Annotated in this window: 21 protein-coding genes; 6 read left to right on the top strand and 15 right to left on the bottom strand. The window is 45.3% G+C overall.

Annotated features, from left to right (window positions below; all coding sequences use genetic code 11):
• From ribD to nudF, 13 genes are all read right to left on the bottom strand, one after another.
• Window positions 1-1,089, bottom strand: coding sequence for a bifunctional diaminohydroxyphosphoribosylaminopyrimidine deaminase/5-amino-6-(5-phosphoribosylamino)uracil reductase RibD (gene ribD / locus ACK8OT_RS13210; RefSeq protein ID WP_410196989.1), 1,089 nt, complete (start codon window positions 1,087-1,089; stop codon window positions 1-3).
• A gap of 2 nt (window positions 1,090-1,091) precedes the next feature.
• On the bottom strand, window positions 1,092-1,541 hold the full coding sequence (gene nrdR / locus ACK8OT_RS13205) for a transcriptional regulator NrdR (RefSeq protein WP_233073641.1): 450 nt from the start codon (window positions 1,539-1,541) through the stop codon (window positions 1,092-1,094).
• 99 nt (window positions 1,542-1,640) lie between these two features.
• Window positions 1,641-2,894 carry a serine hydroxymethyltransferase gene (glyA, locus tag ACK8OT_RS13200; RefSeq protein ID WP_410196988.1) on the bottom strand — a complete coding sequence of 418 codons (1,254 nt, stop codon included), beginning with the start codon at window positions 2,892-2,894 and terminating at the stop codon, window positions 1,641-1,643.
• Between the two features lie 138 nt (window positions 2,895-3,032).
• On the bottom strand, window positions 3,033-4,364 hold the full coding sequence (locus tag ACK8OT_RS13195; RefSeq protein ID WP_410196987.1) for a transporter substrate-binding domain-containing diguanylate cyclase: 1,332 nt from the start codon (window positions 4,362-4,364) through the stop codon (window positions 3,033-3,035).
• 258 nt (window positions 4,365-4,622) lie between these two features.
• Window positions 4,623-4,985: a ribonuclease E inhibitor RraB gene (gene rraB / locus ACK8OT_RS13190; protein WP_410196986.1), complete on the bottom strand. Its 363-nt coding sequence runs from the start codon at window positions 4,983-4,985 to the stop codon at window positions 4,623-4,625.
• Window positions 4,982-5,731 carry a 1-acylglycerol-3-phosphate O-acyltransferase gene (locus ACK8OT_RS13185; protein WP_410196985.1) on the bottom strand — a complete coding sequence of 250 codons (750 nt, stop codon included), beginning with the start codon at window positions 5,729-5,731 and terminating at the stop codon, window positions 4,982-4,984. Before ACK8OT_RS13185 ends, rraB begins: the two co-directional genes overlap by 4 nt.
• A 9-nt stretch (window positions 5,732-5,740) precedes the next feature.
• Window positions 5,741-8,023 carry a DNA topoisomerase IV subunit A gene (gene parC / locus ACK8OT_RS13180; RefSeq protein ID WP_410196984.1) on the bottom strand — a complete coding sequence of 761 codons (2,283 nt, stop codon included), beginning with the start codon at window positions 8,021-8,023 and terminating at the stop codon, window positions 5,741-5,743.
• 43 nt (window positions 8,024-8,066) lie between these two features.
• Window positions 8,067-10,442, bottom strand: coding sequence for a putative bifunctional diguanylate cyclase/phosphodiesterase (locus tag ACK8OT_RS13175; RefSeq protein WP_410196983.1), 2,376 nt, complete (start codon window positions 10,440-10,442; stop codon window positions 8,067-8,069).
• A 386-nt stretch (window positions 10,443-10,828) separates the two neighbouring features.
• Window positions 10,829-12,727, bottom strand: a complete 1,899-nt coding sequence (gene parE / locus ACK8OT_RS13170) for a DNA topoisomerase IV subunit B (RefSeq protein ID WP_410196982.1) — start codon at window positions 12,725-12,727, stop codon at window positions 10,829-10,831.
• A gap of 10 nt (window positions 12,728-12,737) precedes the next feature.
• On the bottom strand, window positions 12,738-13,316 hold the full coding sequence (yqiA, locus tag ACK8OT_RS13165; protein ID WP_410196981.1) for an esterase YqiA: 579 nt from the start codon (window positions 13,314-13,316) through the stop codon (window positions 12,738-12,740).
• Window positions 13,316-14,143 (bottom strand): 3',5'-cyclic-AMP phosphodiesterase, encoded by an 828-nt coding sequence (gene cpdA / locus ACK8OT_RS13160; RefSeq protein ID WP_410196980.1) that lies wholly within the window; start codon window positions 14,141-14,143, stop codon window positions 13,316-13,318. The genes yqiA and cpdA overlap by 1 nt, the downstream gene beginning before the upstream one ends.
• Complete coding sequence (locus ACK8OT_RS13155) at window positions 14,130-14,576, bottom strand: DUF1249 domain-containing protein (RefSeq protein WP_410196979.1); 447 nt, start codon at window positions 14,574-14,576, stop codon at window positions 14,130-14,132. Before ACK8OT_RS13155 ends, cpdA begins: the two co-directional genes overlap by 14 nt.
• A gap of 12 nt (window positions 14,577-14,588) precedes the next feature.
• Window positions 14,589-15,218, bottom strand: coding sequence for an ADP-ribose diphosphatase (gene nudF / locus ACK8OT_RS13150; protein ID WP_410196978.1), 630 nt, complete (start codon window positions 15,216-15,218; stop codon window positions 14,589-14,591).
• Between the two features lie 170 nt (window positions 15,219-15,388).
• On the opposite strand from nudF, the gene tolC reads away from it, so the two are divergent.
• Window positions 15,389-16,720: an outer membrane channel protein TolC gene (tolC, locus tag ACK8OT_RS13145; protein WP_410196977.1), complete on the top strand. Its 1,332-nt coding sequence runs from the start codon at window positions 15,389-15,391 to the stop codon at window positions 16,718-16,720.
• Window positions 16,721-16,800: 80 nt separating this feature from the next.
• Here the strand turns inward: tolC and hldE are convergent, their stop codons facing one another.
• Window positions 16,801-18,231, bottom strand: a complete 1,431-nt coding sequence (hldE, locus tag ACK8OT_RS13140) for a bifunctional D-glycero-beta-D-manno-heptose-7-phosphate kinase/D-glycero-beta-D-manno-heptose 1-phosphate adenylyltransferase HldE (protein WP_410196976.1) — start codon at window positions 18,229-18,231, stop codon at window positions 16,801-16,803.
• Between the two features lie 208 nt (window positions 18,232-18,439).
• On the opposite strand from hldE, the gene lpxL reads away from it, so the two are divergent.
• Window positions 18,440-19,363, top strand: coding sequence for an LpxL/LpxP family Kdo(2)-lipid IV(A) lauroyl/palmitoleoyl acyltransferase (gene lpxL / locus ACK8OT_RS13135; protein ID WP_410196975.1), 924 nt, complete (start codon window positions 18,440-18,442; stop codon window positions 19,361-19,363).
• 218 nt (window positions 19,364-19,581) lie between these two features.
• Here the strand turns inward: lpxL and glnE are convergent, their stop codons facing one another.
• Window positions 19,582-22,443 (bottom strand): bifunctional [glutamate--ammonia ligase]-adenylyl-L-tyrosine phosphorylase/[glutamate--ammonia-ligase] adenylyltransferase, encoded by a 2,862-nt coding sequence (glnE, locus tag ACK8OT_RS13130; protein ID WP_410196974.1) that lies wholly within the window; start codon window positions 22,441-22,443, stop codon window positions 19,582-19,584.
• Window positions 22,444-22,964: 521 nt separating this feature from the next.
• Between glnE and ACK8OT_RS13125 the strand changes: the two genes are divergently transcribed.
• The 4 genes from ACK8OT_RS13125 to ACK8OT_RS13110 all read left to right on the top strand — a co-directional run bounded on the left by ACK8OT_RS13125 (window position 22,965) and on the right by ACK8OT_RS13110 (window position 25,143).
• Window positions 22,965-23,378, top strand: a complete 414-nt coding sequence (locus ACK8OT_RS13125) for a YjfI family protein (protein WP_410196973.1) — start codon at window positions 22,965-22,967, stop codon at window positions 23,376-23,378.
• Between the two features lie 19 nt (window positions 23,379-23,397).
• Window positions 23,398-24,084 (top strand): PspA/IM30 family protein, encoded by a 687-nt coding sequence (locus tag ACK8OT_RS13120; RefSeq protein ID WP_410196972.1) that lies wholly within the window; start codon window positions 23,398-23,400, stop codon window positions 24,082-24,084.
• Between the two features lie 86 nt (window positions 24,085-24,170).
• Window positions 24,171-24,815 carry a hypothetical protein gene (locus tag ACK8OT_RS13115; RefSeq protein ID WP_410196971.1) on the top strand — a complete coding sequence of 215 codons (645 nt, stop codon included), beginning with the start codon at window positions 24,171-24,173 and terminating at the stop codon, window positions 24,813-24,815.
• Between the two features lie 4 nt (window positions 24,816-24,819).
• The gene (locus ACK8OT_RS13110) at window positions 24,820-25,143 is read left to right on the top strand and encodes a hypothetical protein (protein ID WP_410196970.1); all 324 of its coding nucleotides are present in this window, start codon (window positions 24,820-24,822) and stop codon (window positions 25,141-25,143) included.
• Window positions 25,144-25,157 lie beyond the last annotated feature (14 nt).

Here is a 25,157-nt window from a genome sequence, read left to right as displayed (position 1 = left end):
TTATTTTAGCGTACAAATGAGCCGTAAATCTGGCCCAATCTTGTCTATCTGTGCAATGTCTAACTCAGGCACTTGCGTCATATTAGTGTATTCAGGTAAGGCTAATAAACCACGGCTTAAACTGCCCATCAGTTTCGGCGCCTGATACAAGATAAATTCATCCACGAGTCCTTGTGCAAACAAGGCTCCGGCCAGCGTTTCTCCCGCTTCGACCCAGACATTATTTACGCCCATTTGCGCCAATTTCGTCATTAAGCTTGCGAGGCAAATATGACCTTCTTGCTGCTCGACCAATATGGTCTTGGCCGCAGGATTAGGGTGCGCCTGACTCGCCACTAAATAAGTCTCGCCCGGTAGATGAAATAACCGATAGCGCTGATCAAGCTGCAAACGGTTATCGATAATCACCCGAGCAGGTTGACGCAGTTGCTGCTCACTGATCAAGTCATGCAGTGACACCACCTCTTGCCAACGAACATTTAGGGATGGGTCATCGGCAATGACAGTGCCAGAGCCGGACAAAATCACATCACTTTTGGCACGAAACATTTGTACATCTTGGCGCGCCTGTGCACTGGTGATCCACTTACTTTGACCATTTTGTAACGCAGTTCGCCCATCTAAACTGGCCGCCATTTTCAATCTCACAAATGGACGGTGATGGTTTTTACGAAACACATAATCATGATTAAGCGCCAATGCTTGCTGTGCTAACAAGCCGATTTCAACCTTGATGCCTCGCTCATCACATAGCTTGAGCCATGTATTTTCTGCTGGCTCAAGCTGACAAGCGACGATCAGCTGCGTCACACCCGCCTCGGCAAGTTGCGCGACTGCATTCAGGCTTGGCTCTGAGGTCAAATAGGCACAATCACATGCCTGCTCAGCAGCGTCTAGTTGTTCAAGAGCACGAGTCACAACACAAGTTGAGGTATGAAAACCTTGGCCAACTGCCTGTACCACTTGCCCCTGACTCACCAATACAACAGCAAAATTTAAGGCTTGGCCTGTGGTGTAAATCCCTCGCTCAGCACAAGCGATGGCTTGGGCCATGATGTTTGCATCTGGTTTAACCGATAACTGCGCCAAGTTTATTTTTCCAGCTTGGCAATTTCTTCGCCGAATTCTTTGACATCTTTAAACGAGCGATAAACCGAAGCAAAACGGACATAAGCTACTTTATCTAAGGTTTTAAGCGCTTCCATTACCAGCTCACCAAGCATTTTAGAGGGCACTTCGCGCTCACCTGTTGCACGCAGCTGCGACATAATTTGGTTGACGGCTTTATCCACCGCTTCGGTCGACACGGGCCGTTTTTCCAACGCGCGATGGACGCCGCCCATCAGTTTATCTTCGTTAAATGGCTCACGGCTACCATCGGACTTGATGATCCGAGGCATCACTAATTCGGCCGATTCAAAGGTGGTGAAACGCTCTTTACACTGATTACATTCGCGTCGACGACGCACCTGATGGCCATCAGAAACAAGGCGAGAGTCAATAACTTTGGTGTCTTGGACACCACAAAATGGACAATGCATCAAGGATCCCAGTGTTACAAAAAGAGGTCTCAGTTTACCATTAACTGAATGAAAAAAAAGGCTGCCTAAAGGGCAGCCTTAGCTCATCAAGGATAACGATTAAGCGTAAACTGGGTTTGCTTTACAAAGTGCAACCACTTTCGCTTTAACTGCTTCAATTACAGCCGCATCATTGATGTTGTCTAATACATCACACATCCAACCTGCTAGTTCAGCAGCTTGCTCTGCTTTAATGCCGCGACGAGTCAATGCTGGTGTACCTACACGTAGACCAGAAGTCACGAACGGAGAGCGAGGATCGTTAGGTACTGAGTTCTTGTTAACTGTGATGTTAGCAAGACCCAATGCCGCATCTGCGTCTTTACCTGTGTATTCTTTGCCGATTAGATCAACTAAGAATAGGTGGTTGTCGGTGCCGTCAGATACGATTTTGAAACCACGTTGTTTGAATACTTCAACCATGGCTTTCGCGTTATCTAATACTTGCTGTTGGTAAGCTTTAAACTCAGGCTCCATCGCTTCCTTGAACGCAACCGCTTTAGCAGCAATAACGTGCATTAGAGGACCACCTTGGCCGCCTGGGAATACCGCTGAGTTTAGTTTCTTCTCAATTTCTTCGTTAGCTTTGGCTAAGATCAGACCGCCACGAGGACCCGCTAGAGTCTTGTGAGTTGTAGTCGTGGTTACGTCAGCAATTTGCACTGGGTTCGGGTATAGACCCGCAGCCACTAGACCTGCCACGTGCGCCATATCAACAAACAGGTAAGCACCTACTTTGTCGGCAATTTCACGAAAACGCTGCCAATCAACAATGCCTGAGTACGCAGAGAAACCTGCTACAACCATTTTTGGTTTATGCTCAAGGGCTAGACGCTCGATTTCATCGTAGTCTAGTTTGCCGGTTTCTGGGTTGATACCGTATTGAACCGCATTGTAGATTTTACCTGAAGAGCTAACCGATGCACCGTGAGTTAAGTGACCACCGTGCGCTAGGCTCATACCTAAAATAGTATCACCTGGATTTAGTAGCGCTTGGTAAACCGCTGAGTTAGCTTGTGAACCCGCGTGAGGTTGTACGTTTGCATAATCAGCACCAAATAGCTGCTTAGCACGATCAATCGCTAATTGTTCAGCAATATCAACATACTCACAACCACCGTAGTAACGCTTGAAAGGGTAACCTTCAGCATATTTGTTAGTCAGCTGGCTGCCTTGTGCTTCCATTACACGTGGGCTAGTGTAGTTTTCTGACGCGATTAGTTCGATGTGTTCTTCTTGACGAACCACCTCTTTGGTCATGGATTCCCATAACTCTGGATCGTAATCGGCTATGTTCATATCACGCTTAAGCATCCGTATCTCCTGACTAAATGCAAATAACAACTGAGGGTAAAAGTTGTGTTTGGTTTGAGGCTGGCTATTTTACCTGCTCTAGCTCACATTTCCCAGCCCAAAATATTGAATAAATCTCATGCGAAAAATGAACTATGCTCATAGTGTGCTATTTTCGCTTTCATTAAATTCATTTTCAGCTAGGCAAACTTGGTTTCGCCCTTGATTCTTCGCTTGATATAAACACTTATCAGCACGCTGTATTAGTGCTCGAATTTGTTCGAGATCTTCACCGCATCTATCAGCAACCGCACCACCGATACTGACCGACAGGCTGATATCTCCTAAATTTGAAGGCATCGGCTTATTGGCTATCGCCTCACGTATGCGCTCGGCTAACCCACCTAACTCAATGGTCGCAAGGTTGGTGTATAACAAACAAAACTCCTCACCACCAAAGCGAGTCACCAATACCGCTTTCTCACTGTGCTGCTGCAAAATATTGGCAACCCAAGCTAATGCTTGATCTCCGATAAGATGGCCAAAGTGATCATTGATCCCCTTAAACCTATCTATATCTATCATCAGCAAAGCTAGATGATCGACCTTTTTATCTTGCAGCACCTTAGCAAATTCGTGCATAAAAGCACGGCGATTGAGCAACCCTGTCAGATAGTCACTTTTTGCAGCCAATGCAAGGGCTTCATTAGCCTGAGTCAATTGCGCGGTGCGCTGCTTTACAGCCCTTTTTAATTGCCAAATATAAGCAATAATGAATAGCGTTAAAGTGATGGCAGCAATAGGTACGAGCCAAGCGACCCATACCGGATGCACCTTCTCGGTATTGATCCATTTTTGTTTGATTCGATTTATTTCATCTGGGTTAACCCGTGCCATCCCCGCATTGATTTGTGCAAGCAACGCTGAATTTTGTCCACTAACCGCGGCTCTAATTGGTAATACATATAACTGTTTGACCGCCACAAATGAAGTTGGGTCTAGTTGAGAATTCAAATAAAAATTGGCCACTTGATGGTCTGAAATAAACACATCCAACTCACCATTTAACGCCTTATCTAGCATCAAGCTATTATTTTTAAACTCTAATAGCCTTGCGTTTGGGTATTGCTCCTGGGCAAAAGTGGCTTCAAATCCGCCCTTCACCACCCCTAGAGGTATTTGGCCTTGCTCCATAAGCAGACCAGCCTCGGCAACCTGATCAGAACGAATAAATAATGACGCTGAAAGCGGGATAATTTGTGCACCAAAACGTAAAAACTCAGCCCTTTGATCGGAATAAAGTAACCCCGCATGAACGTCAGCTCTCCCCTCTTTAACTGCCATTAAGGAGTCTTGCCAATCAAGTAATAAAAATTCAACCGGGGTTTGATTCACCCGACCCCACTCTAGCCAATAATCAATCAGTAACCCTTTAGGTTGACCATCTTCATCTAAGTAGGAATAAGGCTTCCACGCAATCGAATTAGCCACGATCAATGGCTGCTTTGCTAATAACTCGAAAGGAAGGCATAAGCCTATGATTAGTAAAAGTCTTAGCATATCTCTATAGAAGTCACTCAATCATAAAATTATCATCACTAATATTAGGATTATTTATTTAACAAAGTGCAAATATTACAAACAGATAACTAAAATTCAGTAGAAATAATGAGATGCAGAAAAAATTAACAGCGGAAGGAATGTTGCCAAGATTGACGAGATAATCTTGGCAACAGAGAGCGGAGGTGGTTAATCTTCACCTTCAAAATAAGTACCCCAACCATCATAAGTCACATCGAAGGACTCACAAATAGTTAAGATAGCTTCAACATCTTCCATAATGGCTTCTGGAGAGAGCTCCATTTCAACGATCACATCAAAGCTGTAAATGGTTTCACCTTCTTCACCTTCAACCTCTTCAGGATCGGTCACTTCATAACCTTTTTTAAAACAGGCAATGGCAACCTTTTCTAACACTTCAAAATCGGTTGACGCGACATGATGTTCAATCATGTATTCGGCATCGGGATCACTGCCATCTTCCAATAGCTGCTCTATGGTATCTAAGGTTTCTTGTTCAAACTCTTTAAGTAAATCAGCGAAGTCGCTCATGCCAGATCCTTTTTAACCGCACCTTGGCCATAACGTTGGGCCTCGGCGCTAAGCTCTTGATATTTATCTTCCATACGCTGCTGACATAACGCCATCAGCTCGCGTACATTATCTTTGGTATAACCTGTGGTATCGATAGGCTCGAGCATTTCAACTATCACCTCACCATTATGCCAACGATTCCATTTAACTTGATCATGGGTATCGGAAACCACTGTTGGCACGATAGGAACTCCCGCTTGGATAGCGGTATGAAATGCACCTGTTTTAAACTTCATTAAACCACGGCCTCGGCTACGCGTCCCTTCTGGAAACATCATCACGGATAAATGACCTTGTTTAATTTTATCCGCCACCGTGTTGATGGTGTTGACCGCTCGACCTCGGTTATCTCGGTCTAATAATATATTACCGGTTAACCAATATAGTGGACCGAAAAATGGGATCCAAATTAGGCTTTTCTTACCAATGGACACTACATTAGGCAACACCGCCGCCGTCAAGGTAACCATATCATAGTTGTTTTGATGATTAGCAATGTGCACCGCAGGGCCAATATCTTTGGCATTTTCAGGCAGCCTAACAACCAAATGGATCCCCATAAAGCGCGAAGACTTAGCTAGAAGATTAGCAATTCGATAACAGTTCTTAGGATTCCTTGGCCTTAATAATGACCATAAGGAACCAAAAATAGCCACCGCAAGAAAAAAGAGGGTCAAAAAGAATCCTCTTAAAATTAATAACATACTTACCTCTTATTGTTCAGATGACTCGACTTCAGGTGCGTTTACTTCCACCACGACATTATCGACTCGTTGTAATCCACGCGGCAATTTATTCCCACGGCGGCCCCGCTCACCCGTGTAATGTTCAAGATCGTTAGGTTTTAAGGTTAACTTACGTTTACCCGCAAACAAGGTGACATAGGCGCCTTGCGGCACGATCACCATTTGGCTTACAAACTCTTCTCGGCTAACCACGCGCGCACTTGGAATACCGATGATCTTATTGCCTTTACCTTTACTTAACTGAGGTAAACTGGCCACCGGAAACACCAACATCCGACCTTCGTTTGTGATAGACAAGCACAGATCAGTGGCTAAATCTGTCACTGGGCTTGGCACCATCACCTTAGCGCCATCTGGCACCTTCAGCAGTGCTTTACCATTTTTATTGCGGCTGACCATATCACTAAACTGGCCTATAAAACCATAGCCAGCATCAGAGCAAATTAAGTAATGCGCATCGTCGTTAGCCATTAAGGTACTGACAAAGTGGGCTCCAGGGCTTAGGTTAAAGCGCCCCGTTAGCGGCTCACCTTGCGAGCGCGCTGATGGCAAGGTATGCGGCTCTAGAGCAAACGCACGACCTTCGCTATCCAAGAACACACAAGGCTGATTACTGCGACCTTTGGCATCGGCCAAATGACAATCACCCGATTTATAACTTAAGCCTTGAGTATCGACATCATGGCCCTTGGCACAGCGTACCCAGCCTTTTTCGGATAACACTACGGTCACCGCTTCACTTGGCATTAGCTCTTTTTCAGACAGCGCTCTGGCTTCTTCGCGCTCAATAATTGGCGAGCGGCGATCATCGCCATAAGTTTTAGCGTCGGCTTGCAGCTCTTTTTTGATCAAGGTCGACATGCGTCGCTCAGAGCCAAGGGTCAGCTCTAGTTTTTCTCTTTCTTGGTTTAGCTCATCTTGCTCGCCACGAATTTTGATTTCTTCTAACTTAGCCAATTGGCGAAGTTTAATTTCTAAAATGGCTTCGGCTTGCAACTGTGAAAGATTAAAGCGGCGCATCAATTCGACTTTAGGATCATCAAAGTTACGAATGATCTCTATCACTTCATCAATGTTTAGATAGGCAATCAGTAAACCATCTAATATGTGTAATCGCGCTAATATTTTATCAAGGCGATATTGCAAGCGACGACGAACTACCTCGCGGCGATAGCTCAGCCACTCGGTTAAGATTTGTCTCAAGCCTTTCACTTGCGGGCGGTTGTCTAACCCCAGCATGTTTAGGTTGATGCGATAATTCTTTTCCAGATCCGTGGAGGCAAACAAGTGCTGCATCAGTTGCTCAACATCCACTCGATTAGAGCGCGGCACAATGACTAAACGGGTTGGGTTTTCATGATCCGATTCATCACGTAAATCGGCCACCATAGGCAATTTCTTCGCCTGCATTTGCGCCGCAATTTGCTCTAACACCTTGCCGCCAGAGCATTGATGAGGCAGCGCGCTGATTACGATTTCGCCTTGCTCGTAACTGTACACAGCGCGCATTTTTACACTGCCGCGACCGGTTTCATAAATCTTTTTGATTTCACGGCTTGGGGTAATAATTTCGGCTTCGGTAGGATAATCTGGCCCTTTAACAAACGCCATCAGCTCATCTAAATCGGCTTTGGGATTTTCCAACAGCAAACAACAAGCTTGTGTCACTTCGCGCACATTATGTGGCGGAATGTCGGTCGCCATGCCCACCGCAATACCGGTAATGCCGTTGAGCATAATATGCGGTAAACGCGCTGGTAACACTTTGGGCTCTTTCATGGTGCCATCAAAGTTAGGCAGCCAGTCGCAGGTTCCTGCACCAAGTTCAGATAATAGTACTTCCGCAAACTTAGACAGTTTCGCTTCGGTATAACGCATCGCCGCAAAGGATTTAGGATCATCGGGTGCACCCCAGTTACCTTGCCCATCAACCAATGGATAGCGATAAGAAAACGGCTGCGCCATCAATACCATGGCTTCATAACAGGCACTATCACCATGGGGGTGATACTTACCTAATACGTCACCTACCGTACGCGCCGATTTTTTATACTTGGCCGAGGCCGATAAACCTAGCTCACTCATTGCATAGATGATGCGGCGCTGCACCGGCTTAAGGCCATCGCCTATATGAGGTAAAGCGCGATCCATAATGACGTACATGGAATAGTTGAGATAGGCTTGTTCGGTAAACTGCCGCAGCGGCAGTTGCTCGACGCCATCTAGACTCATGTCAACGGCATCTGTCATATTGTATTCCTTAGATAATATCTACAGCGAGAAGCAGATGGTGTTAGTTGACTTGCTCAGGCCAAGCAAGCTCAGGAGGTACCGGCTTACCTATGTAATAGCCTTGGGAATAATCCACTCCAAATGACACCATCATGTCTTGAACTTCTTTATTTTCTACAAATTCGGCGACTGTTTTATGACCAAAATTATGGGCAATGTTAATCAGCGCTTTGATAAATACCTGATCATCAGGCCGCTTTGGGCAATCTTTCACAAAGGAGCCATCAATTTTGATGTAATCCAAAGGCAGTGATTTTAACGAATGAAACGAAGAATAACCAACACCAAAATCATCTAGCGCGATTTCACAACCCAATCCTTTCAATACATTAATGTGCTCAACCGCTTGCACCAGATTCGAAAGGGCAGCGGTTTCAGTAATTTCAAAAATAATTTGGCTACCGGCCACACCACGTCGCTCCATGGCATGTTTGATCTGGGTGATCACCGCATCATCACTGAATGATTTTGCCGAAAGGTTGATAGCTAAGCGCTGTGAAATACCCCGCTCTTGATTTTGAAGTAACTGATCTAACGCGGCATTAATCACCCACAAATCCAGTTGCGTGATATAACCGTTTTTCTCTGCCGCTAAAATAAGTTGATAAGGAGAGCGAAGCACACCTTCCTCATCACGAACCCGCAGCAATACTTCCCAATGGCGAATATCACCACGCTCATTATCGAATAAAGGCTGGAAATAAAGCGTTAATAGTTGCTCTTCAATAGCACGCTGTGCTTTGGCTAGCCAATACCAATCATTGTTAACCTTAGTGCCTACGTTTTCACTGTGGTAAATCGCTAAACGGTTCTTACCGAGATCTTTGGCCTGATACATCGCAATATCCGCCTTAGATAATAGCTCCGAGATATCCGTGCCATGCTCAGGGGACGCAACAATACCTATACTGGCGGAGGCTTTATGAATTTCCTTACGCCCAGCGACACAGACCTCACCAATCAATTGCAAGATCCGCTGCCCCACCACTTCGGCGGCGGCCAAATCAATGTCATTAAGAAAGACAGCAAATTCATCGCCGCTGACACGAGCAAGGAGCACATTGCTGGGTAGTAACCGCTCTAATGTAGTCGACACTTGCGTCAGCATGGTGTCACCGGCTTTATGGCCGCTGATATCGTTGACATACTTAAAATTATCTAAGTCCATAAACAGCAAGCAACCGTGTGCATTATTGCTTAACCGTTTGGCAATCTCGGTATTAAACATACGGCGGTTGGGCAGCTCAGTTAATGGATCGTGATTTACCAACCACTCCAGCTCATTGGCCCGTTGAGTTAATTGGGTTTCCAAGGTTTCTAATTGATGTGAAAGCGAAATACTGGCCTCACCCAAGGCATCCGACTCATCGGAAAACTGCTCTTGTTTGCCTTGCTCGGTCACGATATGACGAAAATCATGATGACGGGAGGTGGCTAAAAGTGGCAAGGATTGAATAACGGTCTTGATCCGTCTCAGCGGTTTACGCAATAAGAATAACAACAGGCCAATGGCAAGCACTAGCGCGCCTAAGCCATAAATAATGTTGTTATAAGTAGCGCTGCGCAGTAAGTTAGCTAACTCACTAATGTCATTCACAATCAATAAATAAGCTTGGCCTTGCAGATTGGTATTAGCCAATGCATAGCCACGTAATTCATAAGTTCGACCATTAATATCAAGATCACTTTGGCCGTGCAAAATGTTAGTCACATTCAGATAAGGCGAAAGTAAGTTGAAATCAAAATTGCGAATACGGCGACTGAAAACAAGCTTAAGCTCTTTGTTGGATTTTTCTTCTAGCAAAATTTGAAAGCTACGCACATCCGATTTCGCTATTGGCATCATGCGTTCATAAGGAAATACAAACACTAAACGTTCACCAAAGCCAAACTCGGTTTCGCTGCGCACCAATAAATTGCAAGAGTTGCGGCAATACACAAACCAATTTTCGCCTTGGTCGACTTGACGATCTGCAATCCAAGCACGCGTTTTGTTGTCTAGCTGCATTTCTGTCGAACTTGCACTGACCTGCCCTTCACTGTCGACGAGCAATAAAGCCGTTACTGGCAATGATTTTCGACCACTGACCTCTTTAACTATGTCCTTAAGCTCAACATTGTTAGCCAGTCTGACCGCCTTTAATCGATTGCTCGATTTTATTTGATTGGCAACCGAATCAACTCGGCTATACAACTCTTCGTAATAGCTTGAAATTTGATGTTGCTGGTAGCTAAATACAACGCGTCGCTCTAGCTGAAAAAAATTAGCTAGATTGGTTAAATTCAAATAGGTATAACCGGAAAAAATGAACAGTAAGAGTAGAAAAGTGACTCCCATTACTTTACTGCCCAAACCTAAGCTATAACTTTTTTTCAAAACTCATCCCTAATACAGAGCGTTGCATATCTGTGCTGTTTTTCGTTTTCAACCTAAGTCAAGACAAGTAAAAAGACGAACTTGCCAATCAAGTGGACTCACTGATCGGTTGTAACATGAACTTCAGTTTCTAGACTAAACAGTTGACCAAAAAACACCGAGGCGCATGCCACAAAGTTAAGAAAATTCTAGCTACATCAACCCGCTTTGCATAGCTACAAACTCACAGAATAAGACAGAATGACAAAGATATATTGAAATAATAGGAAAGAGTGGTTGGGATTTAAGCAGTTATCAGTAAAAGGAGTTACTTTATTCAGCAATAGCTAAGCAAGACAAAAAATGTAGAACATAAAGCGCCATTGAATGGCGCTTTATGGTGCTGACTAATCGGTAAAAATGGCGGCTGCCATATCACCCTTAGTTTCAAGCCAATCACGACGATCGGCAGAGCGCTTTTTGGCTAATAGCATATCCATCATCTGCATGGTTTGCTCGGCATCATCAACCGTCAGCTGCACTAGCCGACGAGTATTGGGATCCATGGTTGTTTCACGCAACTGCAACGGGTTCATTTCACCTAAGCCTTTAAAGCGTTGCACATTGACCTTGCCACGCTTTTTCTCCGCTTCGATGCGATCTAAAATACCGTTTTTCTCATCTTCATCGAGGGCGTAAAAAACCTCTTTACCAACATCAATTCGATACAAAGGCGGCATCGCCACATAAACATGCCCTGCGTCCACCAAAGCACGAAAATGGCGAACAAATAGCGCACAAAGTAAGGTTGCTATGTGTAAACCATCGGAGTCCGCATCCGCCAAAATACAAATTTTGCCATAACGCAAACCCGATAAATCGGCCGAATCAGGATCGAGTCCAATCGCAACAGAAATGTCGTGAACCTCTTGTGAAGCCAGTACTTGTCCCGCTTCCACTTCCCAAGTGTTAAGAATTTTACCTCGCAACGGCATGATAGCTTGAAAATCGCGATCGCGAGCTTGTTTGGCACTGCCGCCCGCCGAGTCACCTTCCACCAAAAACAATTCGCTGCGCATGGGATCTTGGTTTGAGCAATCGGTTAACTTACCGGGTAATGCGGGGCCTTGAGTGACTTTTTTACGCGCGACTTTTTTGCTTTGACGTAAACGGCGCTGCGCATTATTGATACAGACTTCGGCAAGTAGCTCTGCCACATCGGTGTTGCTGTTTAACCAAAGACTAAACGCATCTTTGACTACGCCAGAAACAAAAGCCGAGCATTGACGCGAAGACAAACGCTCTTTGGTTTGCCCTGCAAACTGCGGATCTTGCACCTTCACCGATAAGATATAGGCACAGCGGTCCCAAATATCATCAGCCGTCAGTTTTACTCCACGCGGTACCAAATTACGAAATTCACAAAACTCACGCATGGCTTCCAATAACCCTTGGCGTAAACCATTCACATGCGTGCCGCCTTGAGCGGTTGGGATCAAGTTAACATAGCTTTCGGTAATTAAGTCGCCCCCTTCAGGCAACCAACAAACCGCCCAATCTGCGGCTTCCGTGTTGGCAGAAAAGGCACCAATAAATGGAGTCTCAGGTAAGCTAGGCCACTCTTTAACCGCTTCGGTCAAGTAATCTGTTAAACCGTCTTGGTAACACCACTCATCTTCTTGCTTATTAACTTTATCTTTAAACTTAATGCTTAAGCCGGGGCATAACACCGCTTTGGCTTTGAGGTTATGGCGTAATCGTGAAGCTGAAAACTTACCTGAATCGAAGTAACTCGTGTCTGGCCAAAAATGCACTCGAGTACCTGTGTTACGTTTACCACAGGTGCCCGTCACGGTTAGCTCTTCCACTTTGTTGCCATTTTCAAACGCAATTTCATAGACCTGACCATCACGGCGAATAGCCACTTCAACCCGACGCGATAGCGCATTCACTACCGAAATACCTACGCCGTGTAAACCACCAGAAAACTGGTAGTTTTTGCCAGAGAATTTCCCCCCGGCATGCAACTTACAAAAAATCAATTCCACCCCAGAAATGCCTTCTTCGGGATGAATATCAACGGGCATACCACGACCATCATCAATCACTTCAAGCGAATGGTCTTCATGCAAAATGACGCTAATGCTGGAAGCATGTCCAGCAAGTGCTTCATCAACACTGTTATCGATAACTTCTTGGCCTAAATGGTTGGGACGCTGGGTATCGGTATACATGCCAGGGCGTCGGCGCACAGGCTCAAGTCCATTTAAAACTTCAATGGCATCGGAGTTGTATTGGTTTGTCATTAATGTTCCGTTATAACTCTAAAAAACGTAGGATGTGACCAAGATAGCGCTCAAAGCCAATAAATGAATGATCTCCGCCTTGCTCAAGGGTGATCTTGCTGAGCTGATGTTTATCTAATGCTTGTTGATAATCAAGCACCTCATCTCCTGTTTGCAGCATCACCCATAGCCGCTCTGGTGCGGTGATGGGCTCAACCTCTAATGACTTCAAATCAGCCATATGAGCTGACGTTAATGTATAGTGCTCATTGGTAAAGGGATGAATATTCTCACCTAGATAGTCTGTGAGCAAGTCATAAGGGCGCACGGCTGGATTAACCAACACCGCATTACCACCAAACTCGTGGCTTGCTTTCGTCACTAAGTAGCCCCCAAGAGAGCTGCCTACAAAACCAATTTTATGTTCTGGATAGCGCGCGACGATGGATTCTATTAACTGCCATGCTGCCATCGGAAAACAAGGCATCTGGGGGCATTCAAAAATAATATCAGGGCGCTGCTCGCTAATATATTGTTTCATTTGCTGCGCCTTTAAAGACGAAGGCGAGCTTTGGAAACCGTGGATATAAATTAATACTGGGGCCAACATCAATACCCCGTTGCCTTAGCATCACCGGCAAAACTGCCATCGGCTAAGCGATAAACTTTAGTGTCTATCTCACCATTAGGTAATAAGGCAAGATAACGCCAACCGGGGCCCAATTCATCTAAGGTAAAATCATCACAATGAGGCTTAAATTGAATACAAGTCGAAGGCGTTGCTAGCAATCTGAGTTGTTCGAATTGCTGATCCAGCTGTTGATGAATATGACCACACAGCAGCGCTTTCACTTGGGGATACTGTTTAAGTAAAACAAATAATTCATCCGCATTTTTTAAACCATGCTGATCTAACCACTTACAGCCCGCAGGTTGCACATGATGATGTAGTAATACCAACGCATGCTTATCAGGGTATTCATCTAAGGCCGATTGTAACTGACCGAGTTGCTCTTCACTCAAGCGGCCATGAGGCACACCGAGTACTTGCGTATCTAGCAAAATCACTTGCCAATACTCAGAGACCAATTGCTTGGCACCAGAAATGCCCGCACTGGCAAACTCAGTCAACATCGCAGGTTGAAAATCATGATTTCCGGGTAGCCAAAAGCAAGGCTGACCAAGCTGGTTAATATGCTGCGCAAATAAGCTATAAGATTCAGGAGTGTGATCCTGAGAAATATCGCCCGTGGCTAAAACCCCTTGAATAGGATGAGCTTGCTCGAGCACCTTTGCCATTACAGCCAAAAAACTATCACGCGTGTTCACGCCTAGCAATTCCCCATCGGGTTTCGCAAACAAGTGTGTATCGGTAATTTGTAAAAAAGTTAACACACCTTCGGCATCAACATCTAACTGCGTTTTAATTTGAGTCATTTGCTTTGAATATTTGTTGTCGGCAATAGCCATGTTCAATACAAAATTTCAGCCAATCTGCCAAAAACAGATTCACCTGAAGTTTTTCATCCTTGTGGTGCATTTTATCATTGGGATAATCATATTTCGGCTGCAAATGAAAAATATGCTGGCTAGCACACACTTCCGCCAGTCTCGCGTCGTGATATAAGCGGACACGGATCACAGGCCTCATGAATTCCGGCTGGCTGTCACACATTTGTTGCACCTTTAACAAACTGGTGTAGCGACTTTGCTCGAGCACATCAATTTGATAATCAATGTTCTGCCCTGCAGAAAAGCGATAAACCTGCTGCGCGAAAAACTGACTCGGCAACAGTTTTAACAATTGCATGTAGTTGGTTTCACACAAGCGCATAAAGCGAGGTAAATCCGGTGCATACTTTTTAGTCACCACAGCCACTCTTTACCCCCATAATGCTTTCACTTTCGCTAAGTTTAAGGCTAACCATTGCAGCGCAATAACCGTTGCCGCATTATTTATTTCACCTTGTTCTAACAGCGCCATGGCCTGCTCTCGGGAAATAACTTGCACCCGAATGTCTTCACCTTCATCAGCCAAACCATGAATACCACTTGCTTGGCTCGCATCGACTTCAGCTAAAAACAGATCCAGCTTTTCGGTCGAACCACCCGGGCTGGCTAAATAGCTGAGCATGGGCATCATTCGTCCCAGCGTAACGCCGGCTTCTTCCACCGCTTCACGCCTAACCACTTGCTCTGCTTCTTCGCCGGGTTCAATAATTCCTGCCACCATTTCTAACAACCAAGGATGTTCACTGGTTGCCATGGCACCAAAACGAAACTGCTCCACTAGCACTAGTTCGTCTCGCGTTAAGTCAAATAATAACACGGCAGCAGCGTGGCCGCGCTCAAAAACTTCTCGTTCTATTTCACCGCTCCAGCCACCAGCAAATAACCTGTGTTTAAAACGATAAGCATTCGCTTGAAAAAAGCCTTGATATAAACTTTTTTTGCCTATGACCTCAACATCACTACGATTAAACATTATTTTTTTCAGATTATTTTCACTCATGATTTTCTTAATCCCGAAAAGCTTGATATTGTTAACAATAAAATCTCTATCGAATACTCTTAGTAGTACGTAATCTTAATGCTAAAATGCGGCATTAATAAAACCTTAACCCATAGATACGACTACGCATAGCTGTTTAATAATCTCAGATATAAATAGGAATAGTTGAAATGAAACGAACTTTGCTCAGTGTGGCTACTTTAATCGGCTTAACAAGCCTGAGTAGCTTAGCCCTTGCCGATGACCTACAACAAATTTATGAGCAAGCTAAAACAAAAGATCCGCTCATTCTTCAAGCCCTGGCCAATCGCGATGCCGCATTTGAAAAAATTACTGAAAGCCGCGCCAGTTTATTACCTCAAATTGGCCTTGCTCTAAACGCGCAATATACCAAAACCAACAAAGACGACGCGGGTACCAAAAGTGATCTAGGCGGCCAAGTACAATTAAGTCAGGCGCTATACCGTCAAGACTATTGGACTAACTTATCACTGACAGAAAAAGCCGCCACTCAAGCTGACACCATTTATGCCGATCAAGCGCAGCAACTCATTTTGCGTACCGCTCAAGCTTACTTTAATGTACTTAGAGCTAAAGATGCCTTATCAACGGTAGAAGCTAACAAACGCGCCGTGGCTCGTCAGTTAGAGCAAACCAAGCAACGCTTTGAAGTGGGTTTAACAGCCATCACCGATGTTCATGAAGCCCAAGCCGAACACGATAGAACCTTAGCCAATGAAATCCAAGCTCGTAATACGCTGACTAACAGCTACGAAACACTACGTGAACTTACTGGCGTGGAGGTTCGCGAAATTGATGAGCTAAATATCGAGCGATTCGACCCAATTCAACCCGATGGCCGTTCAAATATGTGGTTGGACAAGGCAGAAAATCAAAACTTACAATTGCACACCCAGCGTATTGCTAAAGACATAGCTAAAACTCAAATTGACTTAGCAGAAACTGGTCACCTACCACAAATTGAATTTGTGGCGGGTGCGGGTGTGAACAACGCAAACTACAAAAATAGCTTTAACCCAAGTGATGGTACATTTAGCAATGGTACCGTTGGGGTTAATTTGAGCATGCCACTTTACACCGGTGGTGCAATTGACTCTAGAGTTAAGCAAGCTCAGTTTAGCTATGTCGCAGCCAGTGAAGAGTTGGAGCGAATTTACCGCAACATCCAAACCGAGATCCGCAGTAACTATAACAACGTAGGCGCGTCGATTAGTACCATTCAAGCTTACGAGCAAACCGTGGTTTCTTCTGAAAGTGCGCTAAAAGCAACCGAAGCAGGCTTTGAGGTAGGTACACGTACCATAGTAGACGTACTGGATGCGACCCGTCAGCTGTATCAATCAAAAGATCAACTGTCTAACGCTCGTTACGACTACATCTTAAGTATGCTTAACCTAAAATATGCTGCCGGTGATTTATCTGAAGCAGATATCGTCAGCATTAATGCCGGCTTAACGCCTCCAAGTTCAGCGCAACAATAAGCTAACTCGACCGCGAAAAAAACCCACCTAGTGTGGGTTTTTTATTATCTGAAGTAGCCCAAATGAATCGGCAGTGGCTGTTAGCTTCGCTCGTTTCGGATGGTTTTAATAATTTCAGTGGTGGAGCAACCGTCTTCAAACTGCAGCACTTTTACCTCGCCACCATTGGCTAACACTTCTGCACCACCCGCTATTTGCTCAACGGTATAATCACCACCTTTGACCAAAATATCTGGCAAAATATCGGCAATTAACTGCTGTGGCGTATCTTCACTAAATGGCACCACCCAATCGACTGCACCTAGCCCAGCCAGTACCGCCATCCTGCGCTCTACCGAATTCACCGGACGCCCCTCGCCTTTTAATGCGCGTACCGAGGCATCGGTATTCACTGCCACAATCAAACGATGACCTAACTCTCTAGCACTGTTTAAATATGAGACATGGCCCGCATGTAAAATATCAAAGCAGCCGTTCGTCATTACAACCGTTTCACCGCGACTTTTGGCCGCCGCTACCGCTAATTTCAACGCCGCAGGACCGACCACACCAAATCCAAGCTCTTGTTGGCTATGTACGGCATTGGCAAGTTCAACTAAGCTCACGGTTGATGTACCTAACTTACCAACAACCACACCCGCAGCAGCATTAGCTAAGGTACAAGAGGTTGCTAAATCCGCTCCCGCAGACAACGCAGCCGCTAATACAGAAACGACCGTATCGCCCGCTCCCGTAACATCAAACACTTCTTTTGCTTTCGCGGGTAAATGTAAGGTGGTCTTGTCAGCTTGTACCAGCGTCATGCCATGCTCACTACGCGTGATTAGTAATGCTGCAAGATCATATTTAGTAAGCATTTCAAGCGCTTTTTCAATAATTTGCTCTTCGCTGTGACAAGGCCCCGCTACCGCTTCAAATTCACCGAAGTTAGGAGTCAATAAGTCAGCGCCGCGGTATTTTTCAAAATCATTCCCTTTCGGGTCGATCAAGATTTTCATGCCTTGGCTTTTAGCAAGGGCAATCATTTGCGCGACATCCGTTAGTGCCCCCTTAGCATAATCTGAAAACACCACCACGGGTGCATAATCCATATTAGCCGCTACCCGCTCAACTAATGCCTGACTGTCATCGGCTAAAAATGACTCTTCAAAATCTAATCGGATCAGCTGCTGATGGCGGCTTAATACCCTAAGCTTTGTGATGGTTGGTCGCTCAGCTTGACGCGCGAAATCCGTTGCTATGTGCATACTGGCTAACTGTTTAGCCAAAATATCAGCCGCTTCATCTTGGCCGGTTAAACCAATTAATTTTGCCTTGCCACCAAGAGCAGCCACGTTCAAAGCCACGTTTGCCGCGCCACCCGGACGGTCTTCAATTTGTTTAACCTTAACAATAGGCACAGGTGCTTCAGGCGAAACACGCTCAGTTGGGCCGTGCCAGTAGCGATCTAGCATCACATCGCCGACAACCAATACATTGGCATTATCAAAATCAGGAAGCGTAATTTTCATATCTAGTCTCATTGTGTTAGCTGGCCTCAGTGTAACATAGGCAAGACAGGAACTTGCACTCGATACTCGCTAGCTTGTTCGCATTTTCTATGCCTTATCATATTTGCAAGCCAACCGGCGCTCTGAAACAGGCAGCTTCAAGTTGATTGGGTATATAACCAAAAATTAGTTAAACTGCTGCCTAAGTTACCAATTATAAAGAATGAATATGAGCCAACCGCAACTGACTTCGCAATTTGCCCACCCTAAATACTGGGGCGTATGGCTAGGCATTGCCGCCATGTTTCTAATCTCACTACTCCCCTATCGTCTTCAACTTTGGCTAGGCAAGCAGTTAGGCCGGCTTGCCATGAAACTGATGAAATCAAGATACAAGGTAGCTAAACGCAACCTTGAGCTTTGTTTTCCAGATATGCCTGAGCAAGAGCGTAATGCGCTGTTAGTAAAAAACTTTGAAAACACAGGTATCGCGTTATTTGAGATTTGCATGGCTTGGTTTTGGCCCGATTGGCGCGTGCGTCGTCACTTTGTGGTGGAAGGGCAAGAGCATTTATTCTCAGCCCTAAATAGCGGCAAAGGAGTCATTTTGATTGGCGCTCATTTTTTAACGTTAGAGATGAATGGTCGCATTGGCGGCATGGTGCATCCCGGTATCGGCATTTACCGTAAACATAATAATCCCTTGCAAGATTACTGGTTTTACTGGGGCCGTACCCGAGCGTTGAAAAACTTGCTGGATCGCAGTGACTTTCGCGGCATGGTTCGAGCGCTGCGCCAAGGCGAAGTTATTTGGTATGCCCCCGATCATGACTACGGCCGACGCCGCTGCGCCTTTGTGCCCTTTTTTGCCGTAGAAAAGGCGGCCACAGTGACAGGCACCGCAAGCCTAGCTAAAACCAAAGATACCGTGGTGATCCCCTCATTTGCTCAGCGCTTAAGTCATGGCCAAGGCTACAAAATGATTTTTAAAGCGCCGCTAGAAAACTACCCTACAGGTGATGACATTGCCGATGCCGCTACCATTAATCAACAAATAGAGAAAATGGTATTAACCGCCCCTGAGCAATATATGTGGCTACATCGACGCTTTAAAACCCGACCCGAAGGCGAGCCTTCCCTTTATAAAAAGTAACTATTTTCCAAATAGTTCTGTAATGTTAACCACCTTCATCGAAGGTGGTTAAGTTAGTTTAACCTCAATTCTGGTTAATGGAGCCAGTCAATAAATATCGTATGAATAAGTAGCAAAACTTCGTTTTCAGGGATGAAAACGCAGCGCGTATAGGGACATATTCACCGCGTTTTTGCGGATTATTTATACCACATAGCTTATCCAAAGCTCAGGTTAGTTTACTCTGCGCTAGCGGGATAATGGCACGCCACTAAATTCTGCCATAGCTCAATCACTTTAGCTCTGTCTTCGGCGTAATTATCGGCCGACACTACGCGCGTTTGTTGATTCAGGGTTAACCGATGCGCCGCATCACGAATATGGCAATAGCTTTCTGATAACAGCTGACCTTGCTCTGGGGTCAACAAGCCTTGTTCAACACAGGTTTCAAATATGCGGATATTATCCGACCAACGCGCCATAGCTGGCATCGCATGGGTATTAGCTAACACCAAAAACTGCGCCATAAACTCGATGTCGACCATACCACCAGGCGACTGTTTCAGGTCAAACTGGCTCTCGTCAGCACGCAATAAGTGAGCGCGCATTTTATGCCGCATATCGACTACTTCTTTCGCCAAGGTATTGATGTCACGTTGTTTCGCTAAAATCCCTAAGCGAGTTTGAGTGAATGCGGCAACGATGGCTTCATCACCGTAAACGCAGCGAGCTCGCACCAAAGATTGATGCTCCCACGTCCAAGCCTCTTGCTCTAAATATTGCTGATACGCCGCCATTGAGCTAACCAGTAAACCCGAATCCCCTTGCGGACGCAGGCGCATGTCCACTTCATACAAGATGCCCGATGAGGTTCGAGTGCTAAACAAATGCAAAATGCGTTGCCCGAGACGTAGATAAAACTGTTTATTATCAATTTCTTTAGGGCCACTGGTATAACCAGACACCTCGGTGTCGTGTAAGAACACCACATCCAGATCTGAGCCATAGCCAAGCTCAATACCACCTAGCTTGCCATAACCGATGACCGCGAAGCCGCGTCGATCAGCGCCTTGAATATTGGAAGGCTCACCATATTTTTCAATCATTTGCTGCCATGCAATATTCACCACGTATTCCATAATCGCCTCGGCCAGATAAGTGAGATGATCACTCACCTTCATCAAGGGCAAGGCGCCAGCAATGTCGGCCGCTGAAATACGTAAACGTTGGATCTGCTTATATTGACGCAAGCCCTCCATTTGCTGCTCCATGTCTTCTTCGGGAATGCGCAGCATGTATTGGCGTAAATCGCTCTTGTATTGCTCAAATGGCGTTGGATTGTAAAGATGTTGTGGATCGAGTAGCTCATCCAGCAAGATAGGGTGACGCGCTAACTGCGCGGCAATCCGGGCACTGGCGTCACACAAACGTACCAGCTGTTTTAAGGCTCCGTGGTTTTCATTGAGTAGCTCAAGATAAGCGGTGCGAGTCATGATCCTCGTTAATAGTTCCACCAAGCGCTCAATCAAGGTGACTGGTGAGTCTTTAGACAGCGCTTTACAGGTCAGCAGTGGCATTAACTTTTTCAGATTTTCTCGCCCCCTCGGCCCCACCGCACGGCGCTGTGTTTCTTTTTTAAAGTCCACCACGATGCGATAAAACTTAACGGCTTCCTCTTCGGCGAGTTCAAATTTAGCTAACACAGCTAGGGCTTCATCTTGCTCTAAATCATGTAGCCAAAGCTCGGTGATATCACTGTCTAGATCATCGTCTTGCTGTTCACTTTCGCCTACAACCCAATCAAACTCTTGATTAACTTGCGCCATCACATCATTAAGCTGGTGATAAAAACTGTCCCAATCAGCAAAACCTAATGCCGATATAAGACGCTGTTTATCAAGTTCATTGTCGGGCAAGGTTTGGGTTTGTTTGTCATCGATTTGCTGCAACACGTTTTCGGTGCGACGCAAAAAATGATAGCTATCGAGCAAGGTATTGACTCTATCCTCAGGCATCACATCCAGTTCAATCAGCGCCTGTAAGGTTTGACGTAAGCCTTTTTGTTGCAACAAAGGCTCGCGGCCACCTCGGATCAGCTGAAAGGCTTGGGCGACAAACTCAATTTCACGGATCCCGCCAGCTCCCAATTTGATATTGTCTTTTAAGCCTTTACGGCGCACCTCGGCGCTGATCATGGCTTTCATCTGGCGTAAAGACTGGATCGCACTAAAGTCGATATAGCGGCGAAATACAAACGGGCGTAGCATGGTTTCTAGCTCGTCTTTATAAGGACTAGTCGGCCCAAGTACACGGGCCTTGACCATGGCATAGCGCTCCCAATCACGACCTTGGGTTTGATAATAATCTTCAAACGCAGCAAAGCTCATCACCAACGGACCAGACTCGCCAAACGGACGTAGCCGCATATCAACACGAAACACAAATCCATCAACCGTCGGTTGATTTAACGCGGCAATCACCCGCTGTCCAAGTCGAATAAAAAATTGCTGGTTAGATAATTCTCTGCGACCGCCATGGGTTTCACCGTTTTCAGGAAAGGTAAAAATAAGGTCGATGTCAGATGAGAAATTCAGCTCCTTACCACCCAGTTTGCCCATCGCCAAGATATAAAAAGGCTGGGCAACGCCCTCTTCGCTGCGCGGCTCACCTAACTCTTGGCATTGTTTGGCATATAACCACTGGCTGCTTTGACTAATCAGTTCATCGGCAAGACAAGAGGTATGGGCTAAACTTTCACTCAGATCGGCCTTACCCAATAATTCACGCCACGCAATAATCAGCATGTGTTTGCGGCGAAATTGGCGCAACAGCTTTTGTAACTTGGTTTCATCATGACATTCGGCCAAGCAGTCGCTTAGCTCAGCTTTAATCTGTTCGCAGCGACTGGGTTGCTCAAACAAGCCTTGTTCGAAGCAAATATTCACCAACTCCGGCTGCTTATACAAGCTGTTGGCAATAAAATCACTTAATCCAAAAGCACGCCTTAAATCACTTTGTTGCTCCAAGCTCAGGGAGTCTAACTCAATAAGCTCAGCTAAGCGGGTTAAATGATGGTCGGCTGCGGCGGTTAAATGATCCATAGATTTGTTCTCTAATTGCGGTTGTTTACTGGGTTATATACCCAAGACACTTCAAGATGCAGGATTCAGAGTCGCTCATTCTGTTCAGTTTGAGGCCAAAAGACGAAGGAATGGCATTCCCTTTCGAGGCTTTTTAACGACAAAATGGACATAATGAGCGGCTCCCAAAGGGCGAGTTTTGTAGGCTGTTATGCTTTGTTGCTGATTTTCAACGTAGAATGACTATGTCTCAAATCAGCGTCGCGCCTAACAGCCTACAAATTCTCGCTGAACAAACATCTTGAAGTAACTTGGGTATAACTGTACCAAGTTACGGCCATATCACCAGTGGAATGTGTTCAATATTGCTCACTAATTTGCAACAAAATCAATAAAATTGACACAGCGCATTAGATATCTTAGCTTGACACCACAAATGATGATTAATTGATTTGAATAAAATATCACCGCGAGGCTTGACATATTATGTCTGGCACTCTAAAGTTAGTTTCGTTAGACATATTATGTCACAAGGGAGACGTATGAATATTCACAAAATAGCCACCTATTTAAATGGATTAACAGATCAATCGGATACAGGGTTAATTTTTGACTGCGTGCCGATTGCGGGTGAAGTTGATGTGTTACGAATCGACATTCAAGGCCGTGAAGAAATTCCGGTGTTCGTGTCGGTAACAGGCGACCAAATTCTTTGTATTTCCTACTTATGGGGCGAAGACGAGGTCATCGAAGGCAAAAAAGCCGAAATGATGGAAGCTATGCTTGAAATGAATATTCCAATGCCGCTCTCCTCATTTGCACGTATTGAACAAAAATACGTTATCTTTGGCGCACTTTCTGAGCATTCAACCCTTGCTGATATCGAGCACGAGGTAAGTGTACTAAGTGATAACAGTTTAGAAGTCATTGCGGAAATGGCTGACTACCTCAAATAAACACTTTAAGGAGTGACCTATGAGTATTTTAAAGAAAATTATTACTGCTGTTCGTGGTGGTGCACGTGAGGTGGGTGAAGGTATCGTTGATGCAAACTCGACTCGTATCTTTGAGCAAGAAATTCGCGATGCTGAAAACCACTTAACCAAAGCCAAGCGCGATTTGACCGAAGTGATGGCGAAACAAATGCAAGCCGGACGTGAACTCGAGCGCGTTAAAGCGGAAATCACCGAGCATGAAGGTTATGTGACGCAAGCATTAGCGCAAAACAACGAGCCACTGGCGCTTGAAGTAGCAGAAAAAATTGCCCAACTTGAAGTTGAGTTGCAAGAGCAAACGACGTCTCACGCAACCTTTGAGAAAGCAGCATCTCGCTTGAAAGATTTAATCAAGAAAAGTGAGCGTCAATTGGCCGATTATCAGCGTCAATTAAGCATGGTGAAAACCACTGACAGCGTACAAAAAGCAACAGCGGCGATCACAGACAGCTTTACCTCGAGTAACTCAAGCTTACTGAGTGCCAAAGAGTCACTTGAGCGGATTAAGCAAAAGCAAGCTATGTTTGATGACAAGCTTACCGCAGCTGAGCAGCTACAAGCCGAGTCAGGTGACCAGTCACTAAAAGACAAGCTTAAGCAAGCTGGAATCGGTCAGCAGCAAAACAGCGCGAGCGCTGTGTTAGAGCGACTAAAAAATAAATCGTAAACTAACCCTGCTGTTACCCAAACACAATCAGGCGGCTTATGTCGCCTGCTTTTGTTTTTCATCACTTGTAAACTTTTGGGATTCCTATGCGCTTTTTAAAACAACTGTTTGCCAAACCCGCCGACAAAATTGGCCGTGAATTAAGCCAGCCTTACCAGCTTCAGCAAGGCGACTTACTTAAAATGAGCGATAGTTTTGGCTTAGCCGAGTCATTTCGTAATCAGCAATTAGAAGTCGTGGATATTCACACCCAAGAATTTCAATATCGTCAGCAAACCCAATTAGTGTGCCAAGGCTCTCAGCGCGAACCTGTGTATATTTTGCTCGATGAGCGCAACAAGCAAAAAATCAAACTCAGTGTGTTACTGCGCCGAGCCGATGTGGAGAGCTTGTTCGATATGGATGCTTTTGCTGAAATATTTGAAGCGCCGGGCAAAGCCAAGCTCATCCCGATTAACCAAACCACAAAATGGCAGCCATTACTGGCGAATAATTATCTGCAGCAAGACTATGCCACTGTGGGATATTTGCATCATCAGGACTACCGCGGCACTCAGCCCCCCGCCTATACCGATCAGCAACACGGCAGGCAATTTGAGTATTTTTCGCTGTTCGGCGAACAAGAACAGCGCTGGATTGAGATTTATGTATTTGAAAATGGCGACACAGACATATATCTTTCAATAGAAAAACCGATTAGCGATATTTCCGAGCTTTGGCCGAAAGACTAATACTATGACAACAGACAGAAAACTCCCCGAAAAATGGGCAAAATCCGCTAAGGCCGCCAAGGCGGTGCAAGTGGCTTTTGATATGGATGAAAAAGTCCAGTACAGCATCCGCAAAAAAGCCTTAGATGAGGGTATTAGCCCTTCAGATCAGATCCGTCTTATTCTGGAACTACCGGTCACTCGCAAACCAAAACGCCCGCGTTTAACCGTGTCGCTGAGCCCTGAGGATTACCAACAATTGGCGACACGTTATGGCTTAGATCCCGAGCAGCAATTAGAAATTAAACGCCGAGTAATGGAAGAGCTGGCCACGTTTTCCAACCAATAACACCAGAAACGCGA

Source organism: Motilimonas thetidivivens, assembly GCF_046452435.1.
Classification (GTDB): Bacteria; Pseudomonadota; Gammaproteobacteria; order Enterobacterales; family CBDFNC01; genus Motilimonas.
The sequence above is the reverse complement of the archived record's forward strand: the minus strand, read 5'-3'. Positions and strand labels throughout refer to the sequence as shown.